We start from the raw sequence: 24958 nt of genomic DNA on the forward strand, positions 1-24958 counted from the left end.
CCTTTCAAGGCGTCCGAATTAGCCTCTTTAATTACAACGACACCGGCAAACCCGGAGGTTACGCCGATTTCGATAATTTCACGGTTGATGAACCGCGCGCGAGGGGCGTTGAGCGCGCGCTGCCCATAGGCAGGACCATTATCCTGAGCAGCGGCGCCGATGGCAGCTTGCTGGCTGTCGATACTCAGAAGATGTCACTGGTGAATATTGCAGCCGATACGAGTGCGGCGGCCGGCCAGAACGCGCAATTTCAGGTCGTTGATCTGGGCCAGGGCCATGTGGCGCTGAAGACGGCCAGCAGCCGATTGGTTTCCGTGGCTGATGACGTTGTTATCTTGAAGAATCTCACGGGAAAGATGCCGGGCGAAGCTGAATGGTTTCAATGGATAAACCTCATGCGCGGTGACACCATGCTCATGTCTCTCGTCAACCACCGCTATCTAACCACCAAGCCGCACAACCCGGGTGTGGTAGCGATTTCAGCCACCGGCCCCCGTCCGGACCGCAAGGGCGGCGCGTGTTTCAGGTGGAAGACAATCCAATGAGACGCGGTCAAAGTCCATTAGCCATTCCACTTTACAGGAATACGGATGTGCCGGTTGCGCGTCGTGTTAAAGACCTGCTTGCGCGCATGAGGCTCGAGGAAAAGGCCGCACAAATGACGTGCGTCTGGCAGCAAAAGGCTCAAAAGCTCGTGGACGCCGATGGCAATTTCGACCCAACCAAGGCCAGGGCTGCGTTCAGGAAAGGGCTCGGCCTGGGCCAGGTGGGCCGCCCTAGTGATGCTGGCGCCCCAGCCACCGCGCCGTGGATGGGACGCACGGCGCGGCAGATGGCTGAGTTGACCAACGCCGTTCAGAAGTTTTTCCTGGAGAACTCGCGACTTGGCATTCCGGTCATCTTTCACGAGGAATGCCTGCACGGCCACGCGGCCCGTGAGGGCACGAGTTTCCCCCAGCCCATCGGGCTGGGCGCCACGTTCAATCCGACGCTGGTCGAGCGGCTCTTCACCATGACAGCGTACGAGGCGCGGCTCCGCGGCACACATCAGGCGCTCACGCCGGTGGTGGATGTTGCCCGTGACCCACGTTGGGGCCGCGTCGAGGAGACCTATGGCGAGGACCCTTACCTGACCACCCGGATGGGTATCGCTGCGGTCCTTGGATTCCAGGGCGACGCCACATTCAAGGACAAGAAGCGCGTCATGGCGACGTTGAAGCACTTTGCCGCGCACGGGCAGCCGGAGTCGGGCCAGAACTGCGCGCCGGCTAATATTTCGGAGCGCGTGCTGCGCGAAACCTTCCTGCAACCATTTCGAGAGGTAATCCGCGAAGCCGGGGCTGTTAGCGTGATGGCTTCCTACAACGAGATTGACGGTGTGCCCTCTCACGCCAATAAGTGGCTGTTACAGGACGTGCTTCGCAGAGAATGGGGGTTTAAGGGATTTGTAGTTTCGGATTACTACGCAATCTGGGAACTGGGTTACCGTCCCGACACCCATGGACACTTCGTGGCGAAGGACAAAAGGGAAGCCTGCCGGCTGGCTGTTGAGGCTGGTGTGAACATTGAGCTGCCGGAGCCGGATTGTTACCTCCATCTGGTCGATCTGGTTCGCAAGGGCGCCCTCAAAGAAAAGCAGCTCGACGATCTGGTCGCCCCGATGCTGCATTGGAAGTTCCAGATGGGCCTGTTCGACGATCCTTACGTCGATCCGGAGGAAGCAGCCCGGGGAGTTGGCTGCGAAGCACACCGTGAGTTGGCACTCGAGGCTGCACGGGAAACAATCACGCTGCTCAAGAATGAGAACAACCTGGCGCCCCTCGATGCTTCAAAGCTAAGGACCATCGCGGTCATCGGGCCAAATGCCAACCGAATGTTGCTGGGCGGCTACAGCGGGCTGCCCAAGCACAACGTTACGGTGCTCGAGGGCATCAAAGCCCGGATTGGTGATCAGGTGACGGTGCTTTATGCAGAAGGTTGTAAGATCACCCAGGGCGGCTCCTGGCAGGAGGGCGCTGTTGTCGCGAGCGATCCAGCCCAAGACCGGAGACAGATTGCCGAGGCGGTGGAGGTGGCGAAGCAGGCCGAGGCGATTGTGCTGGCTATCGGCGGCAATGAACAAACATCGCGAGAAGCTTGGGGCCTCAAGCACATGGGCGACCGCACGAGCCTGGATCTTATCGGGCTCCAGGACGAACTGGTGGACGCGATGCTGGCTACCAGCAAGCCGGTGATTGTGTTTCTGTTCAATGGCCGTCCGCTATCGATCAACAAGGTGGCGAAGGACGTGCCGGTCATTTTTGAATGCTGGTATCTGGGCCAGGAATGCGGCCTGGCACTGGCGGAGGTGTTGTTTGGCGACGTGAATCCGGGTGGCAAGCTCCCTATCTCCATACCGCGCTCGGCGGGACATCTGCCCGTTTTCTATAACCATAAGCCGTCGGCGCGACGCGGTTACCTCTGGGACGACGTTTCGCCCCTGTTCCCGTTCGGCTTTGGACTTAGTTACACCACGTTCAAGCTGCAAAATGTCCGGCTCGCTAAGAAGCGAATCACTTGCGAGGGTTCGACTCGTGTTTTGGCGGATGTGACCAATACCGGTAAACGCGCCGGCTGGGAAGTGGTGCAGATGTACATCCGCGACTGCGTCAGTTCGGTCACCCGGCCCGTTAAGGAGTTGAAGGGGTTCAAAAAGGTCTGGCTCCAGCCCGGTGAAACGAAGAAAGTGGGGCTAGACATCACGCCTGAATCCTTGGCGTTCTACGACGTGAACATGAAATACGCGGTTGAGCCCGGCGCCTTCGAAATCATGGTCGGGAACTCATCTCGCGACGCGGACTTGCAGAAGTTGATTCTGACAGTGACCAAACAACCCTGAATCTTCCATGAGCGATAACGAGCAGAAGCTCTCCTTCTTCGAAAAGGCCGGGTATAGCTGCGCGGATGCCGGGGCGAATTTCGTGTTCATGACGATGGTGCTGTTCCAGCTCAATTTTTACACCGACACCTTTGGGCTAAGCGCCGGCGCTGCAGCGGCCATTCTGCTATGGCCACGGTTGTGGGATGCCGTCGCCGATCCGATTGTCGGTATTCTCGCCGATCGCACCACCACGCGTTGGGGAAAATTCCGGCCATGGATTCTGTTCACCGCCGTGCCGTGGGCCATCATTATGGTGCTCGCTTACACAACGCCGAAGGGCTGGAGCATGGCCGCAAGGGTTTCATACGCCGTGATCACCAATACGTTGCTCATGACGGTTTACTCGATGAACAACATGCCCTACGCTGCGCTCGGCGGCGTCATGACGGGTGACATCAACGAGCGGGCGCAACTGAATTCCTTTCGTTTCATTGCCGTCAACGCAGCGCAGTTCATCGTCGGCGGATTCACCCTGCCGCTGGTGGCAAAATTTGCCATCGGCCATGACCGACAGTACGGGTGGCGGATGACGATGAGCATCTGGGCAGCGCTTTGTCTGGTATTGTTTCTTATCACCTTCGCCACGACTCGCGAACGCGTCCAGCCGGCCAGGACCGGGAAGTCATCGCCAAAACAGGATTTCCTCGACCTGCTCAAGAACGGCCCGTGGCGGGTCATGTTTTTCTGGACGCTCGTGCATTTCGCCATTCTCTCGTTTCGCGGGGGGGCGCTCTACAATTACTACCATTACTACGCCAATAAGGGGGCGATGTTCGATTTTGTGCAACGCTTCGGCCTGGTGGCGCCCGTCGGCGCGGAGCCGCAGGGCGGAATTCTCGAAACTCTTGGTTATATTGTCCATGGAGACCTTGCCAATCCCGCAAGCTCCAATGTGGCGGACGTGTTCAACAGCATTATCAACATGCTCGGCACCGGCTTGATTATGATCGTCATTCTGTTGTCGCCGCCGCTGGCGCGAAGGTTTGGGAAAAAGGCTGTGTCGGCCGGCGGCTTTGCCTTAGCGGCAGTTGGCACTTTGGCGTTTTATCTTTTGTCGCCTGCGAATGTCTGGGGCATGGTGTGGCTAACTGCCTTTATCTCCATTGTCTATGCTCCCACCATTCCGCTGACTTGGGCAATTTTCGCGGACGTAGCGGATTATTCCGAATGGAGGCTGGGCCGTCGCTTTACCGGAATGGTTTTCGCCACGATTGGATTCGCGCTGAAGTCCGGCCTGGCGCTTGGCTCCGCATCGTTCCTATGGATCATGCAAGGCTTCTTTGCTTACGAAACGGCTCTTCCTTCGGCGCCTAAAGCCGTCGCCGGGTATCGCTTCAACAGTGGCGTCGCCGTTGGCGTCCTGTTTGCCATTTGCACAGTCTTGCTTTTCATTTATCCCTTGAACAAACGAGCGACTATCCAGATGGCCGACGAACTTGCCGGGCGACGACGCAAACTCATGCCCAAACCCGCCACCGTCTAAAACATACTCAGCCACCATTTCAAGGATAACATCGCCGAGGGCGACAAGGCTGTGCAGGTGATGTGCGCTTGTTGCGCCCCCTGGCAAATGGAGGTTCACGGCAGTTTTTCGTGCACAGTCCTAACCTGAGGTATTAAGGGCAGACGCGGCTGTAAAGCTCGCTGGAAAAATCGGGCTGCAGTCTCTAAGCTGTGTGCATGCTGAACCCACGCCCGCTTTTTCCAGCTCATGCCGCCCAGTATTGCCTCATGGTTTTGTGTGTCACCGGGTCCCTCTCATTCCTGGGGCCTGCGAGTATCAGGGCTGCCACCAACGCCGCGTCGGCCTTCCCGTGCGACCCGGAAAAGATTCCCCACTACACCGCCTACCGTGTTTCGCAGCCTATCCGGATCGATGGCAAGCTGGACGAGCCGTGCTGGCAAACGGCTCCGCGCTCCACACGGTTCGTGGATATTCTCACCGGGGCGCCGACGCTGCACGACACACGGGTGAGTGTGCTGTGGGACAAAAACAATCTTTACGTCGGCTTCTGGCTGGAGGAACCCAACGTGCAGGCCACCTTCACCAAACACAACTCTCCCATTTACGAAAACAACGATGCCGAGGTGTTTATTGCAGGACGGGACAGTTACTACGAATTCGAAATCAACGCGCTAAACACCGTCTATGAGGCATTCTTCATGTGGGAAGATACCTACGAAAAGGATGGCTTTGCCCGGGAGCCCGCGTTCCGTCGGGCGAACCCGCTCGTCAAACCTTTTAATGGAGTTGGCTATACCAATCACCCGCGCGGGCTGCGGCTGGGTTCGTGGGCATGGACGTTCCCCGGGCGGAAAACGGCCGTTCATATCGACGGCACGCTCAATAATGACAAGGACAAGGACCGTGGCTGGACGGTGGAGTTGGCGTTTCCATGGGAAGGAATGAAATGGCTAGCAAAGGCCGACGGGCGCGCTTTGCCGCCCCAGCCAAGAGACGTTTGGCGCATCGACTTTTCCCGCTTTAATCAATACAAAGCGCCGCCACCGGCACAGGATTCTGGCGGCTGGTTCTGGAGCCCGCATGGGGTCTGGGATTCGCACATCCCAGAGTGTTTCCCTTTTATCGAGTTTTCAACGAATGACGTGATGAGCACAGTTTCCTCGGGGCGATGATGCACAGGACGACTCGGAATTAATTCTTGCACAAGTGCCTGAATTTTCGTGTCAACCCGGTTCGGGTTATTCCGATGGCGGATTGGTCAAGGGCACGGCGCGATAGAATCGGGACGGATAGCTTTGGGCGTCGGGATCAACGAAATTCAATCGCGGCCAAGCCACTGCTGGCGCCGGCGGAGGCGAAAATTGGAATGTCCACTGGCGCGAGAAAGGTCGCACCGTTGGTCGGGCTATCAATGCGAACCGCTGGCGGAACGTTGGTCGGCGGAGGACTGTTGACCACGGAAATCTTCACCGGCGCCGAGGTGGCGGACAAGCCGCCATTGTCGGTGACGACGGCGGTCAAAGCGTAATTGCCGGCGGGCGAGTCCGACCATGCCAGATAATACGCGATGCCGATGGGGCTGGGCGGGTCCGTCGCCAGCGGCAGTCCGCGGCCCAAATCCGCGCCGTTGGCAAAAAACTCAACATTGGTGACATATCCGTCCGGATCGGATGCGGTTGCGCGTTGCACCGTCTGGAACCCCTCTTGGAGTTCGGCCTGCCGTCGGGCATCCAGGGGCGTTATCCGCCATCATTGCGCCGGCAGTCTGACCCGATAGTACATGGGCGGGCCGCTGGTTGAAGGTGAATAGGGCGATGGCTGGTTGAGATCGCTGAATGGGCCGCCTGGGGCCGTGGCGGATTGCAGCGTGCCGACTGGCCATGCGAGGACGACGCTGGCGCCGGTTCTAGTGATCGTCAACAAGGGCGTAGCTTGAGAATGGGCAGCGATTTGCGAAGGGGCCAGCGCATAGTTATAGAAAGCGACTTCATCCATCGCGCCGGAGAAGCCGAAGAAGGCGGCATCACCGCGCTGGCCCAGCACCTCAGAACCTGCCGAGAGGGTGGGGTCGCCATTTATGCCATTAGGAATAAACCCCGAGGCTGCCACAGTAGTCCGAGCACTGCCGGCGACGCCATTGACGTAAAGAATGATGTTGGTCCCGTCATCTGTGAGGACCAGATGATACCAACTCCCGGGGATTAGCGGGATATGCCCGAAATCGCTCCCGAAGAAGCCGGGGCCGCCGGTGCCATTAAACAAGCCCAGGGTCCATGCGCCGTTGCCGGAGTTGGGGTGCTGGTAAATGACCCAGCCATAAACAGCCGCGCTGAAGTTGTAATTGTATAACGAAGACATCACGCTGCGGAAATTATTGTTGGTGTCGTTGGAATCTGGCCGAACCCAAGCTTCCATCGACCAAGGCCCGAATGGATTGAGTTCGAGGGCGTAAGGAATCCGCACCACACCGCCCCGACCGATCGCGAGAGTATTGGTGTCGCTTAGATCGACGGCTTGGTCGTAAGACGCGAGCGAAGGGTTGCTGAAACCGGGGATGCCCGGCGGCACACCGAAGGTGATGTCCCCTTTGGAATTATCATATGTCCCATCGAAACTGCCCACGGCATCAACGGCGGTGACGCTTCCATTGGGTTCGTCGAGCCGCCAATAAGCCACCGGGTGATCGGCCGCGACGATTTGGGCGTAGCCGGTTAACGGAACGTTGACTGCCCGAGCCACAACAGAAAGCGATGCGTCCATTGTATCTGCCGAAGTGAATGGGTTGGACACATGCGCATGAAAGAGCGAACCGTCATCTGCGGATTGTAAATTGGTCAGCCACAGCGTATCGCTGGTTTGGCCGGCGATTGCTGTCGTTCCCTTAAACCACTGGTACTGGATGGGCACTGCGCCACTTGCAGCGACCCGAAAGGCGGCGGCGCTGCCCACGTTTCTGGTGATGGAATAGGGATCGGCGATAATGTTCAGGTTGGTCAAAACCGTGAGAGTCGCCAGGGGGCTATTGGTCAGCCCGACGCTGTTGGTGACCGTGATGGAAAAAGTGGCCTGGTCATCCGCTGGATAATAACAGATAAACGAGTAGCTGCTGTCGGTGGCCCCGGCGACGATGGTCCCATTTCGCTTCCATTGATAATGCAGCGGTTGGGTTCCGTTTACCACAGCGCTGAAGGTCACCCTGGTCCCGGAATAATTGGTCGTCGGGCCCGGAGTGGATACGAAAACGGGCGGGGTGTTGGGGGCACGGAAGGAATTGGTGCCAAGCTGATAATGGTCCAGGATTTGGGCTGCGGTCAGAGTGTTGGTATAAAAGGCCACCTCATCCACGCCGCCCGCGAAGGCTCCATGGCCAGTTTGCGGGCCGGCGCCAATGGCTCCGGCATAGCCGGCCAGTGGATCGACGGCTTTATAATTGATCGCGGATGAGCCTTGCGACACTCCATTGACGTAAAAGGTTGCCGCGGCGCCATCCCAAGTAACGGCCAAGTGGTACCATTGCAGCAGCGTTACGGGCGGGCCAAAGAACGTATAAACCGCCCCGCCGCGGATGAACAAAGCCCATCCGCTTCCGGGGCCTTGCGTCTGGTAGAAATTCCAGCCCGAGCCGCTGGGGTAACTCGTTGTGTAAGCCCCTGACATCGCCAAGGGCGAGGTATAATCCGAGAGCGAGTCGCTCGTGGCCTGCGCCCAGCATTCGGCCGAGAACGGCGCGCCGGTGATGCCATCGGAATTCGTCGGGGAAAGCTCCGGTTGATAGGGAATGCTCACCGAGGCAAAGTCAGCGCCGCCGTTGAACAAAACCGAGTTGGTGTCTATGCCGGGTTCCCCCAAGATAGGGAATGTGCCGGTGCTGTTGAAGCTAAAGACGGCGTCGAACCCATTGCCCGATGAGTCCGCTGCGGTCGCGCCTGAGGTCTCTTCCAGGCGATAGTAGGCCACGGGATGATCTGAAAGAATCAAGTCAGGATATGCCGCGCGCGCATTGTAACCGCCCAGTGCGGCAAGTCCTGTCAGGGTCAGCATGACGGCTTCAGGCAAGGACGTTCTTTTTGTTGATTTCATAGGTCTCAATTCTCTTTCAATTCAACCGGCCAAAAGGGTCGCGTGGGGTTTCACAGCGTCACCGGGTTCTGCACGGTCAGTTTTACCAGAGCGGTCCCGATATTGACAGGTAAATTCGAAGGGAATTTAGGGCGGCGTTTGCACGCGATAAAAGCGTTGAGGCGCCGCAGTCCGGGCGCCGGAATCCAGCATCTGAAGAGGAGCGCCGTTACCAGGAACGTTGTTGCTGAAGGTCTTCCACGCAGGCGGCTCCAGGTTGCTCGTCCACAGCACCCGATACCCCGCCAGAGGCAGTGTAGTGAATGTGAACTGGATGTCTTGATTGGTGGGTGCTACGGACAGCAACTGCGGAGTAGCCAAGGCCTGTTTTATTGTCTGAAGCAGCGGGTCCCGCTGGCCGTTTGGCGCTCCGGCGAAATAGCCTTGGCCGAGTTCCCAAATCATGAGCCCTCCGAGAAAATGGTTCCTGGCGAAGCTGACTTTCGCCCGGCAGGAATATTCGTCGTCGAAGGAAAGGAAATCGTCATTCGCCGGGACTGAACTGGTGACACTGAGGTAGGCGGCTTGGGCTGCAGCATCCCAATGATAGCGGCTCGCTTGGTACTGGTTGGACATGATTTGAGAATAGGTGAGCGCCGTAACCGTTGGGGCGCCGATCCAGCTTTGACGCGGCAACAGGGTCCCGCTCGTCGAGGTACCCGCGCCGTTGGTCCAGGCCTTGCCATAAAAGGGAATGCCCAGCCCCAGCTTGGCGGAGGCCACACCATTTGAGACGAAGTTGCTGACGGCGCCATTAACCGAGGGCACGAGCCGACCGTTGCTGGGGAAACGATAACCCCCGTCGTAAATCGGTGCATTAAACCAGGTGACCCAGCCCTGATAGGCGCCAGAAAGGTCGTAGGTCATGATATTGATTTGATCCAGTTGCCCTTGGAGCGCAGCGAACATGGCAAATTCCGCAGCGGGTGGATCTCCGGGAACAGGGTAAGCTGGCGCTGCGACGGTGAGGAGTTTTGATGAAGACTCATTCAAGGCTGAGCGGAGGGCCTTCACGAAATTCGTGAATTGGTTAAAATCAGAAGCAGGAAGCGGTTCCCAATCGATATCCACGCCGTCATAGCCGTATGCGGACATAAACCCAAGGATGTTGCTGATAAATACTGGGCGATTCAAGCTGCTTGTGGCGGCCTGGAAGCCTGGCTGGCTGCCGGCGCCACCCACGCAGATGAGGGCGGCGCGTCCGGCGGCGTGGGCTCGGGCCACCAGGTCTGCGGTCCGCGCGGGTATGATCGCGTTGAGGGCGGGGTCCAGTGTGCCGTCCGGATTGGGCATCACGGAAAAGTGGATTACATGGGTAACAACTGTGAAGTCGATATTAGAGGCGGCCAGGTAACTCTGCCGATAACCGGGGTAATACGCTGTGATCCAAAAGCCGGCATGGGTCGAGCCGCAGACGCTAAACACGCCCCAAAGGAACACCCCAAGCGCGAAACGACAGGAGTACGCGACGGCGTGCATAGCTCCGTTTAACACAATCCCTGGTGCGGGTCGAGCTCGGCGCCAATGAAATGATTGCGCGGCGGTTCCGCGATTACTGGCCTCCAAATAGCTGTTTCAGAGCGTTGTTCTTAAAAGCGGCTATTATCGGGCCACTGCCACTAGAGCCGATTGGAGAAACGGCAGTGTAGGAAAAATTAAACGTGCCAATCTTAAACAGGCCGTCGTATTGCGCGTTATTAATAGGCAGCTTTTCCGAAACCAACGGTTCTGATGGGGCGAGTTGGCTCACGTTTCCAGTTGCAAGCAGTTGATAGCGCTGGAGCATGGCATCATTAATTTCCAGGGATTTGATGCCATAATGAGTGGCGCGATTGTTCCAGTTCATGAGATAGGGCTTTAATTCTGAAAGATCAGTGGGCAACTGACCGCCATTAGCGACGAGGTAATTATCCAAACATCCCCCAAGAATCATGGCAAACTGTTCCTTCGCCTCTGTGCGCAGGCTGCCCAAAACCAACTCAAAATCATTCGAGGTCCCTTGCCACTTGGGGACTGCGCTTACGTAATTCACCCAATGGGAAACGTCGATAAGGTCAAGTTCAGGAATTTTCTCTGCTGGCGTTTGCTTCAACCATTCTTTCGTTTGGCTAATTCTAGCCGCGGCTTCTGCCAGGCCAACATCGGCCACATCGTTTGTTCCTTCTCTAACGGCCTTGCGCAAGCGCGTCACCTCACCGCGCAGTCTCAAAAGCGCGGTGTCGTTTGGCTCTGACCGCCATTGCTTTCTTTCTGCGAGCAAGGCCGCCAAGAGGTTCGTCGCGTCATCTCGTTCCGATTGCAATTGCCGGATTTGGCCGACCAATGGCGCGTGCTGTTGCTGTAGAGTCTCGTTTTGCTCGCGTAATTTCGCGGTTTGGCGAGATTCATAGAGTCCTGTTCCGGCAAGGACAACAAGGGCGGCAGTGACAAGAGGTTTTTGCAGTGTTGTCATGGCGATTGTTTTGATGGCGGTTGTCGTCGCGGTGGTACCGAGGGTTGTTCCAGCCAGAACTGCGGCGGTTGAAATGGAAGCGGCCAAACCGGGCGGAGCGGCTTGTACGGCGTTAGCGGAGATGACGGTGGACAGAGCAGCCGCGGTGGTGTTGATGCCGTGCCGCGCTAAATGTTCGCGGAGCTTTTCAAGCGCGCGCGCAACCCTCTTTTGCGCCGTATCGTCACTGACGCCCAGCGCCGAACCTACGCTACGCAAATCCTGATTTTTGAGAAAGCGCAGCACGAGCGCGTCGAAGTCGGTTTCGTTAAGCTCTGACATGGCGGTGTCCAGCACTGGACGCAGGCGTTCCGAATCGGGAGCGGTGTCAGAAATCGAGTTGAGTTGTTCCATGGCTTCCCTTTCACGCATTCGTCGCCGAACCTCATCTCGCCGGAAGTTGAGCGAAAGATTGCGGGCGCTGCGGCAAAGCCATCCCGTCAATGACGCTTGTGCCGCCAACCGGGGCGCTAAGGACCGAGCACCGCGCGCCAGTCCGATGAACGCGCTCTGGGCAATCTCCGCGGCGGTTTCGTGGGAATTCACCTGCCGGAACGCGGCGGAATACACGAGGTTAGTATGCCGGTTGACGAGTTCGGTGAATGATGCCTCAGTGCCCTGTTCGGCATAATCGCGTAGGAGCTGCGCATCGGATTTGGCCTGCATCTCACTTATTTAATAACCAAGGAAACCAAAATCCGACAAAGAAAAGTTCAGGAACGGGTGAGGATTTGCGGCTGGTTGTCCAGGGGATTTGGGATGGGGAAAGGGAAAAGAGCCGGGGGCCCTTCAAAGGGGTAATCCATAACATCGTTCGCTGAGTTTCATAAAGCCAAGCGGGCCTGAGTTGGAGAGGACGCTTGAGACGCTAGCATTGCGGTATGCAGGCGGAGGTTGGCGCTCTTGAAGGTTCTCAGATGAGGCTGGGCGCCCCATCACTAAAAACGTGTCATTCAACATGATGCGGATCGAGTTCAGGCGGGTTTGTGATTCTTCAGCGAGTATAGCACAATAGATGCGCAAGCAAACGCCCAAAGCGCCAATGAAAATTGCGACTTACAACGTCAACGGCATTAGGTCGCGTCTGGCCAATTTAATTGAGTGGCTGCAACGGGAAACGCCCGATGTCGTGTGCCTTCAGGAACTGAAGGCGAGCGAGGAGGCCTTTCCTGCTCTGACGATTTGTTCTGCGGGTTATGGGGCGGTTTGGCATGGGCAGAAGTCCTGGAACGGGGTGGCTATTCTGGCGCGTGACACCAATCCGGTTGAAACTCGCCGGGGGCTGCCCGATGGCACTGAGGATACGCACAGCCGATATATTGAGGCAATGGTCAAGGGAATCCTGGTCGGCTGCTTGTACCTGCCAAACGGGAACCCACAACCAGGGCCCAAATTCGATTACAAGCTGGCCTGGTTTGAACGGTTACTGCGCCATGCGGCCAGCCTGTGCCCAAGCGGCCAACCCGTGGTGCTGGCCGGCGATTACAATGTCGTGCCTACTGATTTTGACATTTACGACCCGCGCTCGTGGCGTAAAGACGCGTTGCTTCAGCCGCAGACCCGGGCTTGTTACCAGCGGCTGCTGGCCCAAGGCTGGACCGATGCGCTTCGGGCGCATTTCCCGGACCAGCGGGTGTACACTTTCTGGGATTACTTCCGCCAACACTGGCAAAGGAACTCCGGGCTGCGGATCGATCATCTCCTGCTAAACCCTCCGCTCAAATCGCAACTGGCCGATGCCGGCGTGGACACGTGGGTGCGCGGCCAGCCCGGGGCCAGTGATCACGCCCCGGCTTGGGTGCGTCTCAGGTGAGCGCACCTCTTTGATCGGCATTTGATGTTGTGTCGCACTGGCCGCTGGAGTTTGAACATTCTCAGGGAGGGGCGGGCGCGCCGCACGGCCATTGCCTTTAGGGGAATAAGCGCGAAACGCGGTCTCTCTCTCCTCCTTTGGAGGTGTGGGTCGGGGAGTGGAGGCTCCACTCGCTGCACCCGACAATGAAATTCTTAAGCGCCACCAGCGAACAGGCCCCTCTCCCTAGCCCTGCCGAAGGGCCAGGAAAGCATGACATCGTTGCCGATTTTTGTGATGGTGAGCCGGACGGTCGCCTGGTAATGCGCCTGGATTTGTTGCGGGGTCAATGCCTGGTTATAGAAAGCGACGTCATCCACGGTGCCGGCAAAGGCCTTCCAATCATTATCACTCCGCCAGCCGAAATTGGCAGAGCCACCTTGATTAGGCACAAAACCGCTCCAAATGGCGGAGGCGCCTAAATGGCCATTGACATAAAGAGCGAAGGCGGCGGCGCCGTCATAGGTGAGCACCACGTGATACCAGGAGTTGGCCGTCAGAGTATCAACGGTATCGGTTACGAAAGTGTTGACCCAATTGTTCCCCCATAGGACCCAAGCCAATGTAGTGAAAGGGCCGTAAGGATTCATTTCGAGCGCATAGGGCACAATGACGCGGCTCCGCCGGAGACGTTCACACCCGGATCGGTCTCGTGCAGGATGCTGGTCTGGGCGCCGAAGGTGATGGCGCCTGCCCCGGAATAATCATCGAATGTCCCGTCGAAACTGCCGGCGGCATCGGTCGCAATTAGGCCGCTAAGCAGGTAGGAGAGGGAGCCAGAAGCACCCGAAGCATCTGCAGATTAAAGAGGTATTCCATTGTTAGGGACTCCTCAGTAATATCTGCGCCGGGTCCATCCCGAAATGATTGCGCCGCGGGGTGGCATTTGATAGGGCTGTAGGCGCAACACCCTAAAGAGATCTGAACAAATGGCCATGACTCCGCTTCTGCCTCATCGCTGACCATCCGGTGGACCGTCGTATCGCCAACTCCATGACGTCTCGTTCGCTCAAAACTCGGGCATCGAGGGAAACAATGCCAGGCAAGGCCAGCTATCCAGCCGAGGCGATTGGGCGCGTTGGAGTGAGGCAAAACCCCTTTATTGGCGATATGATGGCCATCTTGTTGCTGGTGTCGGTTTGTCTTTTCATTGGGCTGCCGCGGTTCCGTTCAGGCCTTGACCTGGGCGACGAGGGCCTGCTGGCTTATGGCGCCGCTCGAGTGCTGGACGGACAGGTGCCCAACCGCGATTTCGTCAGCCTCCAGCCCCCGCTCTCCTTTTATACCGCTGCAATCACATTCAAAGTGTTTGGCACATCACTTTGCTCGCTTCGAATACTGGGGCTCTCTCTATTCATCCTGATTCCTTTGCTGATTTATGGAATCTCGCGCAATCTCTGTGGCCGCGCCTTATCCCTGGCTGCAGCCCTCCCGGCGACTATTCTGGGACTGCCCTATTTTGGGTTCGTTCCTTTTGCTCCCTGGCAAGGCATCGCGGCAGCGCTGGCGTCCGTCCTTTTCTATTTCCGCGCGACCCTGGGCCGCCGTCGTTATCTCGCGTTTCCGGCTGGGTGTTTGGCCGGGTGCACGGTTTTGCTGCGGCAGGATGAGGGGTTTTACCTTGCGGTCTCGACGCTCGTTTACAGCCTGGCATTGAACTACGCCCGCGGGGTTCCCATTTCCAAGCCGGAGATGAAGCGGGTGGTTGCTTTCTGGGCGTCCGGCCTCATCGCGGTCCTGTTGCCTTTTGGAATTTATTGGACGGCTAAGGGCGCCTTGCCCGACATGTTCAAACAGCTCGTTGTCTTCCCGCTCACCATTTATGCAAAAACCAGCTCCTCACCTTTTCCCTCCGTCAGCTCCGGCCTGACTTTTGGCCCCCAAGCGTATCTGGTGCTTTATTACCTTGCGCCGCTTGTGGAAATCCTCGCAGCGCTCGAATTGGCGCGGCGCTTTGCACGTGGACGCTTCGGTCTCCAAGAGGCCACACTCACGTTCCTGGTGGCGTGGTCGGCCTTGTTTTATTGCCAAGTGCTCGCCCGGTCGGACCTGTGCCATCTCCTTATAACCTTGCCGCCCTTTTTCATTTTGTGCGCCTTATGTTTCAAGGCAATTCAGGCGCCATTCGTGGACATCGTCACCCAAGCGTACAAGAACCACTCCGCGTCCGTGCTTGCCAAGACCATCATCTGCGGTCTGGCGTCAACCGCCGTGCTTTGTTTTCTGTGGCTTTTAACGCCGGCGTTGTTGTGCCCAGCCTTGCCGGCTGCAGATAGGGTGCCCCTCGAACGAGCAGGCGTGCGCCTGCCGGGCGCCGATAATCTCAAAGCTTTGGTCGAGAGCTTGCAAAGATTGGCTCCGCCGGGTCACCCGATCCTTTGCCTTCCTTACCAGCCGATGTTCTACTTCTTGTGCAATCGCCCGAATCCCACGCGCTGGAATTACCTCTGGCCCGGCGACCAGACCCTGGCGGAACACCAAGCCCTGATTCAGCAGGCGCGAAACAATCCGCCTACTATTGTGCTGACCACCGCGGAGGCAGACATGCAATCATATGCCCCGGCGATCCTCGATTATGTGCATCAGGAGTATCGGTTGATTGGCGACGTCGGAGGTGTGATGCGCATTTACGTTCCATCCGGTTCTCTCATTAACAGCCGGCTTCAGACGGGTGATTCTCCTGGCGGGAGAGCATTGAGCCGTTTCAACGGCTTTTGAGGCTTCGCGCGCGTGACCGCGACAGAAACGCCGAGAAGCCGTTGAAGCGGCTAGCCACTCGCTACCTTGCCCGCCACCCGGCTGAAGTCCTTGTCATTACCCACAACTTGAGCGGTTCTGCGCGCTCGTGTCTGTATGGTCATCATGCTCACGGCGGAGTATTGCCTTCGGTGGCGAAACTGATACCGTGAATGCCGAAACCGAGAAGCCGAGTCGCTCAACATCGGCAGATTGAAGATGTAGTTCAAGTTAGGGACTCCTCAGTAGTGTTTTTTAACATGACCAACGAACACCTGGATACCAGCCAAAAGGCGAGGCAGATCAACCTCGAAGCCAAGAGGTACGGGGCTTTCGCCGAGATTGGAGCGGGCCAGGAGGTCGCGCGTTGGTTCTTCCGGGTTGGCGGGGCTGCCAAGACCGTCGCCAAAACCATCTCAGCGTATGACATGGCGGTCAGCGACGCCATTTACGGGCCCACGGACCGGTATGTGAGCCGGCGCCGGCTCAAAGCGATGCTCGATTACGAGTACGATCTGCTCCTCGAGCGGCTTGGTGATAAACGCGGCGGCGCCAGTGCCTTTTTCGCATTCGCCGACACGGTGACGACACGCCGCGAGGGCGGCCACGGGTGGTTGGGCATTAAGTTCCAGGCGGAACCGGGGGCCGAGCCGTCCGAGATTTATATTCACCTGCGGATGCTGGATAAGGAGCATGTGCGGCAACAAGAGGCCCTGGGGGTCGTTGGAGTCAACCTGGCGTATGGGACTTTCTACTCGCACCCGCAGCCGGAGGCATTAATTCGCTCGCTATTGGATGACCTGACCTGGGAACGCGTTGAAGTGGATATGGTCCGCTTTGCCGGGCCAGCTTTTGGGGGTGTGGATAATCGGCTGATGGCGCTACAATTGGTCCGGGGAGGGCTCACGGAAGCTGCGATGTTCACCGCGCAGGGGGAAGCCATTCAATGGGCGGAAGCCCTTTACGACAAACCAGCGCTGGTCCTGCGCGGGAGCTTCCGGCCAGTGACCAAGGCCAGCATTGACGTGCTCGAACGCGGTCTCGAGAAGTTTGTTCAAGAGCCGGCACTCCGCGGCCAAGCACCGGTAGTCTTAATGGAGATGACCCTGCGCCACCTGATGTCCGGCGACGTGGTGGATACCGATGATTTTTTGCAACGCGCCGATACCCTGCGGGCATTGGGCCAAACGGTGCTGGTCTCGAATTTCCGCCGGTTTCATCGCCTGGCCTCCTACTTGTCCCGGTACACCAAGCGCCCCCTGGGCATTGCGCTGGGGGCCTCGAATCTCAAAGAAATTTTCGATGAGAGTTTTTACAACGAAAGCGAAGGGGGCCTGTTGGGCGGCCTGGGACAACTTTTCAAGAATCCAGCGCGCCTTTATGTCTATCCGCATTTGGACATTCCCTCGGGGCAGTTGATCACAGCGGATAATTATCCGGTGGCGCCCCATTTAAAACATTTGTATGCGCATCTGCTGGAAAACGGCTATATCCAGCAAATTCGCACATCGAACCCGGACTTGTTGCGCATCCGCCACCGCGAGGTGCTGGGGCGCATCCAGTCGGGCGAACCAGGTTGGGAGGAGTTGGTGCCGCCGGCAATTGTTGAGGCAATCAAGGCCCATCGGCTGTTCGGTTACCGGGGCGAAGCGCACTTAGCCCGGTAAGCCCTTCCAATCTTGGCGCAGCCGACGAAGACGGCCCCGGCTTCGACCACGAGGTTGGCGGCCTCAATGTTTCCAAACAAACGGCAAGCGGCGCGGAGCAGCACCGTGCCGGAGGCGCACAAGTTGGCCGCTAATTCGCCTGAAATGTCTGCGCCACCCAGCCGGAGTGGCTCGGGCCACCGGAAATGGTGGCCCGCAGGGATAATCAAACGGCCTGTGCTGAAGGCGCCTTTGATATTGGCGTTGGTGTGAATTTCCAGAGTGCGTTCGGCAACCAGTTTGCCAATAAGGCGGCCTTTGACCACCGCCTCGCCGACCCGCGAATCGGTGTTCAGGACATACCCTTTGTCCTCAATTACCAGCCGCCCGTAAGTCCGGAAATTCTTCGAGACGGTCTTGTTGACGACGTAATCGCGCAGGTCCACATGGCTGCTGCAACGTTTGCACATTGTGGATTCGGCCGCTAAAGGCACATCGAGTTCGGTGCCGCACTGAAAACAAAGAACGCTCCTAACCCGGATTACGGTCTGAACGGGTTTGGATGCCGGGCGGAGCGTCTCCTGGACGCGGAAATGCTCGTGGCATTTCTTGCAGAGGGTCGAGTAGGCCTCGCGTGGTTCACGCTGGCTATGGCCGCATTTAGGGCATGAGACCGCAATGGTGTCCTTGGTTACAGGCATCGTTGGCATGCGGTCTCAGGCAAAGGTTGAAGGATGAGGCTTGAAGCGAGTTCATCCTCATCCTTCAGGCTCATCCCTTCCCGCCTGGGCCTTCCTCAAAAGCCCTTGCGTTGGAGAATTAGAGGCCCGGGGCTTTGACCGGTGAATTGACCTTGGGGATATCTCCGCCGCGGGTTGGGGGCACAGCCGGAGAAACCTTGTTTGGATTGATTTCGCTCTTGCCGACGAAGGTGACTCCTTCTTCGATGACCAGCTTCGAGGCGCGAATGTCGCCAAACAGCTCGGTCTTGGCCTTGATATCGATTTTATCCTTGGCAATAACATTGCCGGTTATTTTGCCGCGCACGATGACCGAGCCGACGTCGATTGTTCCTTTGATGATAGCGTTATCCCCCAGGCTCAGAGTGCCTTCCGAAGCGATGTCGCCGTCCAGCTTCCCGTCAAAGGTCAGGTCACCGGAGAATTTCAGGGTGCCTTTGACCTCGACATCGGAGTTGAGAACGTTCTTGGACCCATTGTTGTTATTGGATGGAATGCTCATGTTGGTCGATATGATTGTTTGCTTTCGGAATTGAAGTTTAGCCATCCGGGGTTGGAAACCAGAGCGAAACCTCGCGGCCACTACCTAGGATTTTCCTAGCGCAGACGGGCCTCAGACCGTGGCTCGGGCATCATGCCCGAGTCCCCACCGGCGAGAGGCCCGTGCCACGGCCAGACCGGGTTCGATCCGCCAGGAATGGAACAAGAATCAAAATAAATCCGCTAACGCCGAAATGGCCATCGTGTTCAGCAGCGCCTTGGGCACGAAAGAACTTACCTCGACAAACTCGGGGAGCTTCGAACCGTCTGGCGTACGCTCCGAACAATGGTCGTTGTCGCCCCACGGGCCGAGGCCGTCGAGGGTGGGAACGACATCCCAGAGCAGATTGCCATCACTGAGGCCGCCGCGCTCCTCGAGGCCAACCGGCAATTTGAGTTGGCGCCCCGTCCGTTGCCAGAGGTCTATCAAACGGTCCGTAGCCGCATTGCGGGGCCAAGGGCGAGTTTCGCTGGTAATTTCCACTGAGACCGCGCAGGGATAGCCGTCGGCAGGACTGGCAATTGCGCCCGAGCCGGCGAGGGCTAAAACCTGGGTCTTGGCCTGTTCATAGGTTTCGGCTGAAAACGCGCGAAACTCTCCTTCGGCAACCGCTTCGTGTGGGACCCGGTTGAGCACGGTCCCGCCTAAGACTGTGCCGGCGTTGAAGGTGAGATCGCGGGCGTAGTTTGTCAGGGCAGCCAATTGCTGCAGCGTGAGGGCCAATTGCGTGATAGCGTTGGCGCCATGCTCGTGCTTTCCGCCAGCATGCGCGCCCCGGCCCCGGACGGTAATGCGCCATGTAGCGCGGCCCTTGCGCGCGGCCACGAGCATTCTGTTGGCGGCGGAGCGACCCTCGGCCTCGAAGACCAGCGCCGCCAGTGTCTTGTCGTTGAGGTTGCGGCAGCATAGGCCGCCAAAATCAGGCGCAAAGGTTTCCTCAGCCGCGTCCCAGAGGAGGTTCCAGGTGAGTTCATCGAATACCTGCGGCGCCTTGTTGCGCAAGGCCGAGAGCACCAGCCACATCATCACCGTGCCGCCTTTGATGTCATTGGTTCCCGGACCATAGATGCGGTCGCCTTCGTGCATCCAGCGAAAGCCGTTGGCGGCTTCTTCTTCGGGAGGAAAGACGGTATCGAGATGCGAAACCATCGCGATGTTCCGGGCTGAGCGGCCAGGCCGGGTGAGCACCAGGTGATCGCCATAGCGCGGGTTTGTTGCGGGGACGAATTGCGGCCTGAACCCGAGTGGCGCGAAGGATGTTGCTGTTAACCGGGCAAGTTGGTTCACGCCTTGGCGGTTTTCGGTAAAGCTGTTGATCGCGACCATCTCGCGGAGCATTTGCAATGCGGCAGGCATCTGGCTTTCGAGATAATGCTGGATAGCGCCTGGTTCTTGCATGGGCGCTGAGGGTGCAAAGAAAGCGGTGGCCGGTCAACTGCGCGGTAAGGGAGGGAGTTCTACATGCGTAAGTCTAAGGCGTAACGATTCAGTTTGAACAGGAGACAACAGAAAGCGGAGCGTGAACAGAAAGCCGACACTGTGTCTTGCACCCTTGTGGCTGGTCACTGGACGGTGAGGCGCCGTTTGTGCCTCTGTTGCCCACAAAAGTGCTTCAAAAATTCCGTTCTCTCCGTTTATTCCTGTTTCTTTCCGTTTCGTTCTGCATGTTTCCGGTTAAGCCGGAAACAATTAATTTAGGGACTACTCGCTTTCTTCTGAGGCGCTCCTGGTTTAGCCTCCCCGGCGCGCAAACGAATCGAACGCGGGCATCTATTTCAGAAGCTCTCCTCTTGGTTGTATTGGTCTCGGTCTGGGCCAGTTCAGCGCGCTGGACGAAAGCTTCGGCCTGAACATTGGGCGCACGCCATTTTCGACCGGTCATGAGCAGGCGGGTGAAATTGCAGAGCAACAAGCGGCCGGGGTTCAAGGGATTTACAGCGCGGCCTGATGCTGCCATGCAGAAATGAGAAAACAATATCACATGCGCCACTCAGAGCGCGGGTTGCTGGCGTGGGACGTTGATCGGTTGATCCGTCTTACCTCGGGGCAGGAGCCTATCGAGTTGCCTCTCCAGAATATCCGGGAACTCGACGAGGTTTTCTGGTTCTCTTCTAATGGCGCTCCTCCAACGTGCCGGCGAGTCGCGGAACACACCCTGTTGATTAACCAGACAAGTTTGGACCATCCGATTATCCTCGATCCCGAGGGGCGCGTTATGGATGGCATGCATCGGGTGTGCAAGGCCTTGATCGGTGGATGGAAGACTATCAAGGCCTTCCGTTTGTCAGCCATGCCGGAACCTGATTTCGTTGGAGTTCCAGCGGATCAGTTGCCATACGAAACCGTGTGAAACACAACCGAGAGCATCGATGCGGTGGTTCGGAAGGGCGTGGCGCCGTTCCTGAAGACATTTGGATTTCGACGGCGTGGCAATTTCTTTGCGCGACCATTTTTTCACGGCTGGCGACCGATTGAACGTCAGCGATGGCGCAAATCGCTGACCTGATCAATGAGGGCAGGGAAAGGGTTTCTAAAGCAAATGCTTTTGAATGTTATCTGGCCTAAAACCTGCTATTTCAAAGTGTCTATGGGCAGAGCGATATGAACCAGACCGAGAAACCTGCGCCTTCCAAGCGGTTTAGAGCACGACAGTGCGAGGTTTGGCGGCTGCTCGAAGTTCCCAACGGCTTGATGCGTAATGCGGCCTTGAGCATCGCGGAAGAACTTGAGGCTGAATTCGTCCACGCCTGGGGGCTTGTCAGCGACACCGATGGTGCGTCACTGGATATGAAAATGATGGCCGCAAGGAATTGCGACAACTTCCAGCATTGTTTTGATCACTGCACCTGCTATTACGAGGCCAAAAACAGGTCACACGTGGTTGTCACTCAGCCATATCGCGAGCCCGGTGAAGCGGTCGAATTGTTGCGGCAGGGCCTGGTCATCCCCGGGAAGGTGGAGCCTGAGATCATCGCGGCTCCCGAATGGGCATTCTATTATCCGTTTTACGCGACGTTGATCGTGGTGAAGTTCCCGCCCGGCTACGAGCGCATTTTGAAGGCGATTAATCGGTTGTGGTCGCCGACGGCGCAGTGGAGCCTGGACCGTAATTAATGACCCTCAGGGTCGCAAACGAAAGAACATCTGGGGGACCGATGCAGGAGTTGCCACACTGAATGTCCCGGCGGCCGCATTGGTGAGGAGCGTATAAGATACTGGGGAAAAGGGGACCGACAAATTGGTCGTGCCTTCCAATACTGCATTAGGCATCGCTATCGGCCATGAAAACTGCAGACCAGCGCCGTTCTGCCGGGAGACGGCGAGCCGAGGGATGATCTCGACAACGCCATTGAACGGAAGGCCAATAGGGTCGGCAGTCCGGTCGCTCCAATCGTTCCAGGAGCCAGGCTGGTTGAAATTCGGATAGTATATTACGACGTAACGCTCGATTCCTCCAGTGTTGTTCGGTTCACCCGAAGCCCGGTTTGTGTAGGTGAGCGGTTCGCCGCTCACCCAAGTGAAATCGAATGCCTGCGCCGCGTCGTTAAGCCCGACCCACAAGAGCCGCTGCTGTCCCCCATAGCTGCCAAACGTGTTGAAAATCCAGTCCTGCTCGGCTTGATCCCTGACCGTAGCCAAGTGGCCGCCGACTGATTCGGCCAGCGCCTCGGATTCTGTCCAATTCGCGTTGGTGAGAAGCAAATAATAATGGTTGTTCCCCGGGTTGAGCATCAACGCCGTTAGGACAAACGGGAAAGCCGGGATCACCTCGACGACGCCATTTAATGGCAGGCCGGAAGGGTCGTGCAACCGATTCGTCCAATCATTCCACTTTCCGGGCTGGTTGAAGTTTGGGTAGTACATCGCCACATACCTTTCAACCCCTCCGGCATTATTGGGCTCCCCTGCGGCCCAGTTCGAGTAGGTAAACGGTTCGCCGCTCAGCCACGTAAAATCGAAGGCCACGTTGGTGTCGTTGAGGCCAATCCATAGCAGGTGCTGATTGCCGCCGTAACTCCCAAAAGTATTGAGAATCCAATCCTGTTCGGCTTGATTACGGACCGTGGCAAGATTCCCGCCCATCAAGGCCGCTTCGGCCTCAGAGTCGGTCCAGACGGCATTTTTCAACAACAGGTACTCATGGTTGTTATTCGTGTTAAGGATTAGCGGGCTCAAAGGAACCGGAAGAGCTATAGCCTGTGGGGCGAGTAAAAGGGTGGCAAGAACCAAGATTCTCTCAAGGCGGCTAAGCATAAGGTTGCCAAGTGTACCCCCCCCCCGAGCCGAGTGTCAAATCTGGGGGTTTAAATCTCAACGTGTCAAAAAGCGGGCGTCCGCATAAAGGCCGATTTCCTTGAACGGGATGGGGTCAAAGCCGGGGTGGTTCAATTCAAATTTCACCGGGTCCCACACGAATTCCTTATCCGGGAGAATGGCGTTGTCCTCTGCATCGAGATTGCCGGGGGCGCGCCTTAACAATTCTCCGCAACGCCACCCCAGGTTTCGGCGGATATGGTTGCGGTTTGGGTTCTCAGCAAGTTGGGCCAGGTCAGGATATTTTCGCAGGTATAGTGTTGGATCAATTTCGGGGGATTCCAGGGAGGTTGCAACATATTGGCGCCAGCGTTTACTGTCCCACGGGGAGCAGCTCACCATGGCCGCGCATTGGATAAAGAGGTTGTTCTCGACGACGTTGTCTTTTCCACCATGAATTTGGATTCCACCGAAACCGAGTTTTCCCGCCGAGCAGCGTTCGAAGACATTTCCATAAATCAGCGTTCCACAGATAGCGTCGTCGAGGCGGATGCCAGCCTGGCCGCACTTGGGTTGTTCGCCGGCAGCGCGCCAGTTGCCGATGTGATGAAAATAATTGTAACGAAAAACGTTACCGCGGAAGGTGGGGTTTGCAAACATATCGACGCCGCCCTGGTCGTCCGATTCCGTGACGACGTTATACACCTCGTTATATTGGATGCTGTGGTTGTTGCCAGCGACGCGCATGGCGCTGCTGGGGATGTCGTGCATCCGGTTATGTTCTAACCGGTTGCCGACACCATCGAGGACTACGGCGGGGGTGTAGGTGTGGTCGATGCGAGATAAATCATGGATGTCACAGTTCTCGACAAAGTGCCCGCCTGGTTCGAGCGATTTGCGGTCTCCACCAGAAATCAGTGTTCCCCCACGGCCCATGGAGTAGATATCACAAGCAAGTAATCCATGCTGGTGGCCGCCCCGAATTTCAACGCCGTTCCCAGCAAAGTGGCGCACGACGCACCCCGCAAACAGACAATGCGCACCGCCGCGGACATGGATGGCATCGGCGCTGCCGAACTCCCAGGTCACGCCGCTAAAGCATACCCAGGAGGCGTTGTCGAGGTTGACCATTGGAGCATCGAATCTGGACAACTCGATGGTGGCCCGCCGCGGATCGGAGGGGGGATAAAAAAGCACCTGGGCACCCTTGCTGTCCAGGTACCATTCGCCCGGGGCGTCCAGTTCGCTCATGGCGTTCACGGCATAAAACGGCGCGCCGACGCTGAAACCATAGGTGTGCCAAGGCTGAGCCAGGGTGATCAATCGCTGGCGCGGAGCGATGCTGGCCACGCGCTCGTAGGAATCAGCCCAATCCCAAAACCAATAGCCGTAGAGCAGCAAATCCGGCTCATTGGCCCAGCGGCTTGGCCTGTCGCCTTCGTAGAAGAACTTGCCGGTTTTGCTGCCTTGGCGATCGTAGCCTTTGGTGCCGTCTTTGACCGCGACCTGGCTGATGTGCAAGAACCCCTGATTGGGGCCGCGGGCCAGCAGCATGGCCTGCCCGTTGAAGAACAGCTCGTGCGCAGGGTGCGTTTGAAAACCGTTACCACTGGCGAACCCGCCCAATTTCAATGGCAGGAGATGGGTGATGCCCAAAGCCCGCAAATTCACGAGCCAGATTTTGGACCGCGCTTCTGGCGGGAGCAGGGCATAGCCGTCGGCGTCGGAGAGCCTGCGCCAGCCAGTCAATTGCGTGCCGCCGCAAAAGATTGGCTGCTCACCAGGCGCCGCACGAAACACCACGGGCGCGGATTCAGTCCCTGAGTCGGTTTCCGAGACTGAGAAGGTTCGGCTCACATGATAGGCGCCGCCGTGCACCAGCACCTCGACCGTGCCGGCGGGCAAGGACCCGCTGTGGCGGCGCGTCCGGATTTCGTTGCGCGCTCTTTGGAGGCTGGCGAACGGCTGCTCTGCAGAGCCGTTTCCCGCGTCGTTGCCTTGTGAAGAAACATGCAGGGTCAGGCCAGGAGCCGGCCAGGGAGGCAATGCCAGACGGATGCTGACGTTGGTTCGCAAGGGCAGGGGAGCGACTGCCTTTTCGGGTGCATGGGCAGGCTCGACGCCTGAAGAGACGGTGACCACGAACGATGCGAAACCCACCAAGGGCAACCGGGGAAATCTCATGAGCAGCGAG

19 protein-coding genes are annotated in these 24958 nt (G+C 57.6%); 9 read left to right on the forward strand and 10 right to left on the reverse strand.

What is annotated here, in order from left to right; genetic code table 11:
* The 4 genes from VG146_09685 to VG146_09700 all read left to right on the forward strand — a co-directional run.
* A partial coding sequence (locus VG146_09685; protein ID HEV2392620.1) for a glycoside hydrolase occupies positions 1-545 on the forward strand: 545 nt, incomplete at its 5' end.
* Entirely contained in the window at positions 542-2878 is a 2337-nt protein-coding gene (locus VG146_09690) for a glycoside hydrolase family 3 N-terminal domain-containing protein (GenBank protein ID HEV2392621.1), read from the forward strand. The genes VG146_09685 and VG146_09690, both read left to right, overlap by 4 nt.
* A gap of 7 nt (positions 2879-2885) precedes the next feature.
* Entirely contained in the window at positions 2886-4403 is a 1518-nt protein-coding gene (locus tag VG146_09695; GenBank protein HEV2392622.1) for an MFS transporter, read from the forward strand.
* A 197-nt stretch (positions 4404-4600) separates the two neighbouring features.
* Positions 4601-5557, forward strand: coding sequence for a carbohydrate-binding family 9-like protein (locus VG146_09700; protein ID HEV2392623.1), 957 nt, complete (start codon positions 4601-4603; stop codon positions 5555-5557).
* A 136-nt stretch (positions 5558-5693) separates the two neighbouring features.
* Here VG146_09700 and VG146_09705 read toward each other — a convergent pair whose 3' ends face one another.
* From VG146_09705 to VG146_09720, 4 genes are all read right to left on the reverse strand, one after another.
* Positions 5694-6074 (reverse strand): hypothetical protein, encoded by a 381-nt coding sequence (locus VG146_09705; protein ID HEV2392624.1) that lies wholly within the window; start codon positions 6072-6074, stop codon positions 5694-5696.
* Between the two features lie 60 nt (positions 6075-6134).
* Positions 6135-8465, reverse strand: a complete 2331-nt coding sequence (locus VG146_09710; GenBank protein ID HEV2392625.1) for a LamG-like jellyroll fold domain-containing protein — start codon at positions 8463-8465, stop codon at positions 6135-6137.
* 126 nt (positions 8466-8591) lie between these two features.
* Entirely contained in the window at positions 8592-9983 is a 1392-nt protein-coding gene (locus VG146_09715) for a glycoside hydrolase family 18 protein (GenBank protein ID HEV2392626.1), read from the reverse strand.
* 73 nt (positions 9984-10056) lie between these two features.
* A complete protein-coding gene (locus tag VG146_09720; protein HEV2392627.1) occupies positions 10057-11661 on the reverse strand; it encodes a sigma-70 family RNA polymerase sigma factor in 1605 nt (534 codons plus the stop codon).
* Positions 11662-12037: 376 nt separating this feature from the next.
* Between VG146_09720 and xth the strand changes: the two genes are divergently transcribed.
* Positions 12038-12808: an exodeoxyribonuclease III gene (gene xth / locus VG146_09725; protein ID HEV2392628.1), complete on the forward strand. Its 771-nt coding sequence runs from the start codon at positions 12038-12040 to the stop codon at positions 12806-12808.
* A 194-nt stretch (positions 12809-13002) separates the two neighbouring features.
* Here xth and VG146_09730 read toward each other — a convergent pair whose 3' ends face one another.
* Complete coding sequence (locus tag VG146_09730) at positions 13003-13437, reverse strand: LamG domain-containing protein (GenBank protein HEV2392629.1); 435 nt, start codon at positions 13435-13437, stop codon at positions 13003-13005.
* A 445-nt stretch (positions 13438-13882) separates the two neighbouring features.
* Here VG146_09730 and VG146_09735 point away from each other — a divergent pair, with 445 nt between their 5' ends.
* Both VG146_09735 and VG146_09740 read left to right on the forward strand, forming a co-directional pair.
* Positions 13883-15565, forward strand: coding sequence for a glycosyltransferase family 39 protein (locus VG146_09735; protein HEV2392630.1), 1683 nt, complete (start codon positions 13883-13885; stop codon positions 15563-15565).
* 278 nt (positions 15566-15843) lie between these two features.
* Positions 15844-17250, forward strand: coding sequence for a TonB-dependent receptor (locus tag VG146_09740; GenBank protein ID HEV2392631.1), 1407 nt, complete (start codon positions 15844-15846; stop codon positions 17248-17250).
* Here VG146_09740 and VG146_09745 read toward each other — a convergent pair.
* From VG146_09745 to VG146_09755, 3 genes are all read right to left on the reverse strand, one after another.
* Positions 17220-17939, reverse strand: a complete 720-nt coding sequence (locus VG146_09745; GenBank protein ID HEV2392632.1) for a polymer-forming cytoskeletal protein — start codon at positions 17937-17939, stop codon at positions 17220-17222. The genes VG146_09740 and VG146_09745 overlap by 31 nt on opposite strands.
* 109 nt (positions 17940-18048) lie before the next feature.
* On the reverse strand, positions 18049-18471 hold the full coding sequence (locus tag VG146_09750) for a polymer-forming cytoskeletal protein (protein ID HEV2392633.1): 423 nt from the start codon (positions 18469-18471) through the stop codon (positions 18049-18051).
* Between the two features lie 207 nt (positions 18472-18678).
* Positions 18679-19908 carry a M20/M25/M40 family metallo-hydrolase gene (locus VG146_09755; GenBank protein HEV2392634.1) on the reverse strand — a complete coding sequence of 410 codons (1230 nt, stop codon included), beginning with the start codon at positions 19906-19908 and terminating at the stop codon, positions 18679-18681.
* Between the two features lie 565 nt (positions 19909-20473).
* On the opposite strand from VG146_09755, the gene VG146_09760 reads away from it, so the two are divergent.
* The gene (locus VG146_09760) at positions 20474-20860 is read left to right on the forward strand and encodes a hypothetical protein (GenBank protein ID HEV2392635.1); all 387 of its coding nucleotides are present in this window, start codon (positions 20474-20476) and stop codon (positions 20858-20860) included.
* 251 nt (positions 20861-21111) lie between these two features.
* Positions 21112-21624: a hypothetical protein gene (locus VG146_09765; GenBank protein HEV2392636.1), complete on the forward strand. Its 513-nt coding sequence runs from the start codon at positions 21112-21114 to the stop codon at positions 21622-21624.
* 6 nt (positions 21625-21630) lie between these two features.
* Here VG146_09765 and VG146_09770 read toward each other — a convergent pair whose 3' ends face one another.
* Positions 21631-22686: a C-type lectin domain-containing protein gene (locus tag VG146_09770; GenBank protein HEV2392637.1), complete on the reverse strand. Its 1056-nt coding sequence runs from the start codon at positions 22684-22686 to the stop codon at positions 21631-21633.
* A gap of 135 nt (positions 22687-22821) precedes the next feature.
* On the reverse strand, positions 22822-24948 hold the full coding sequence (locus tag VG146_09775; GenBank protein HEV2392638.1) for a right-handed parallel beta-helix repeat-containing protein: 2127 nt from the start codon (positions 24946-24948) through the stop codon (positions 22822-22824).
* Positions 24949-24958 lie beyond the last annotated feature (10 nt).

It is taken from the genome of Verrucomicrobiia bacterium (assembly GCA_035946615.1).
Classification (GTDB): Bacteria; Verrucomicrobiota; Verrucomicrobiia; order Limisphaerales; family UBA8199; genus DASYZB01.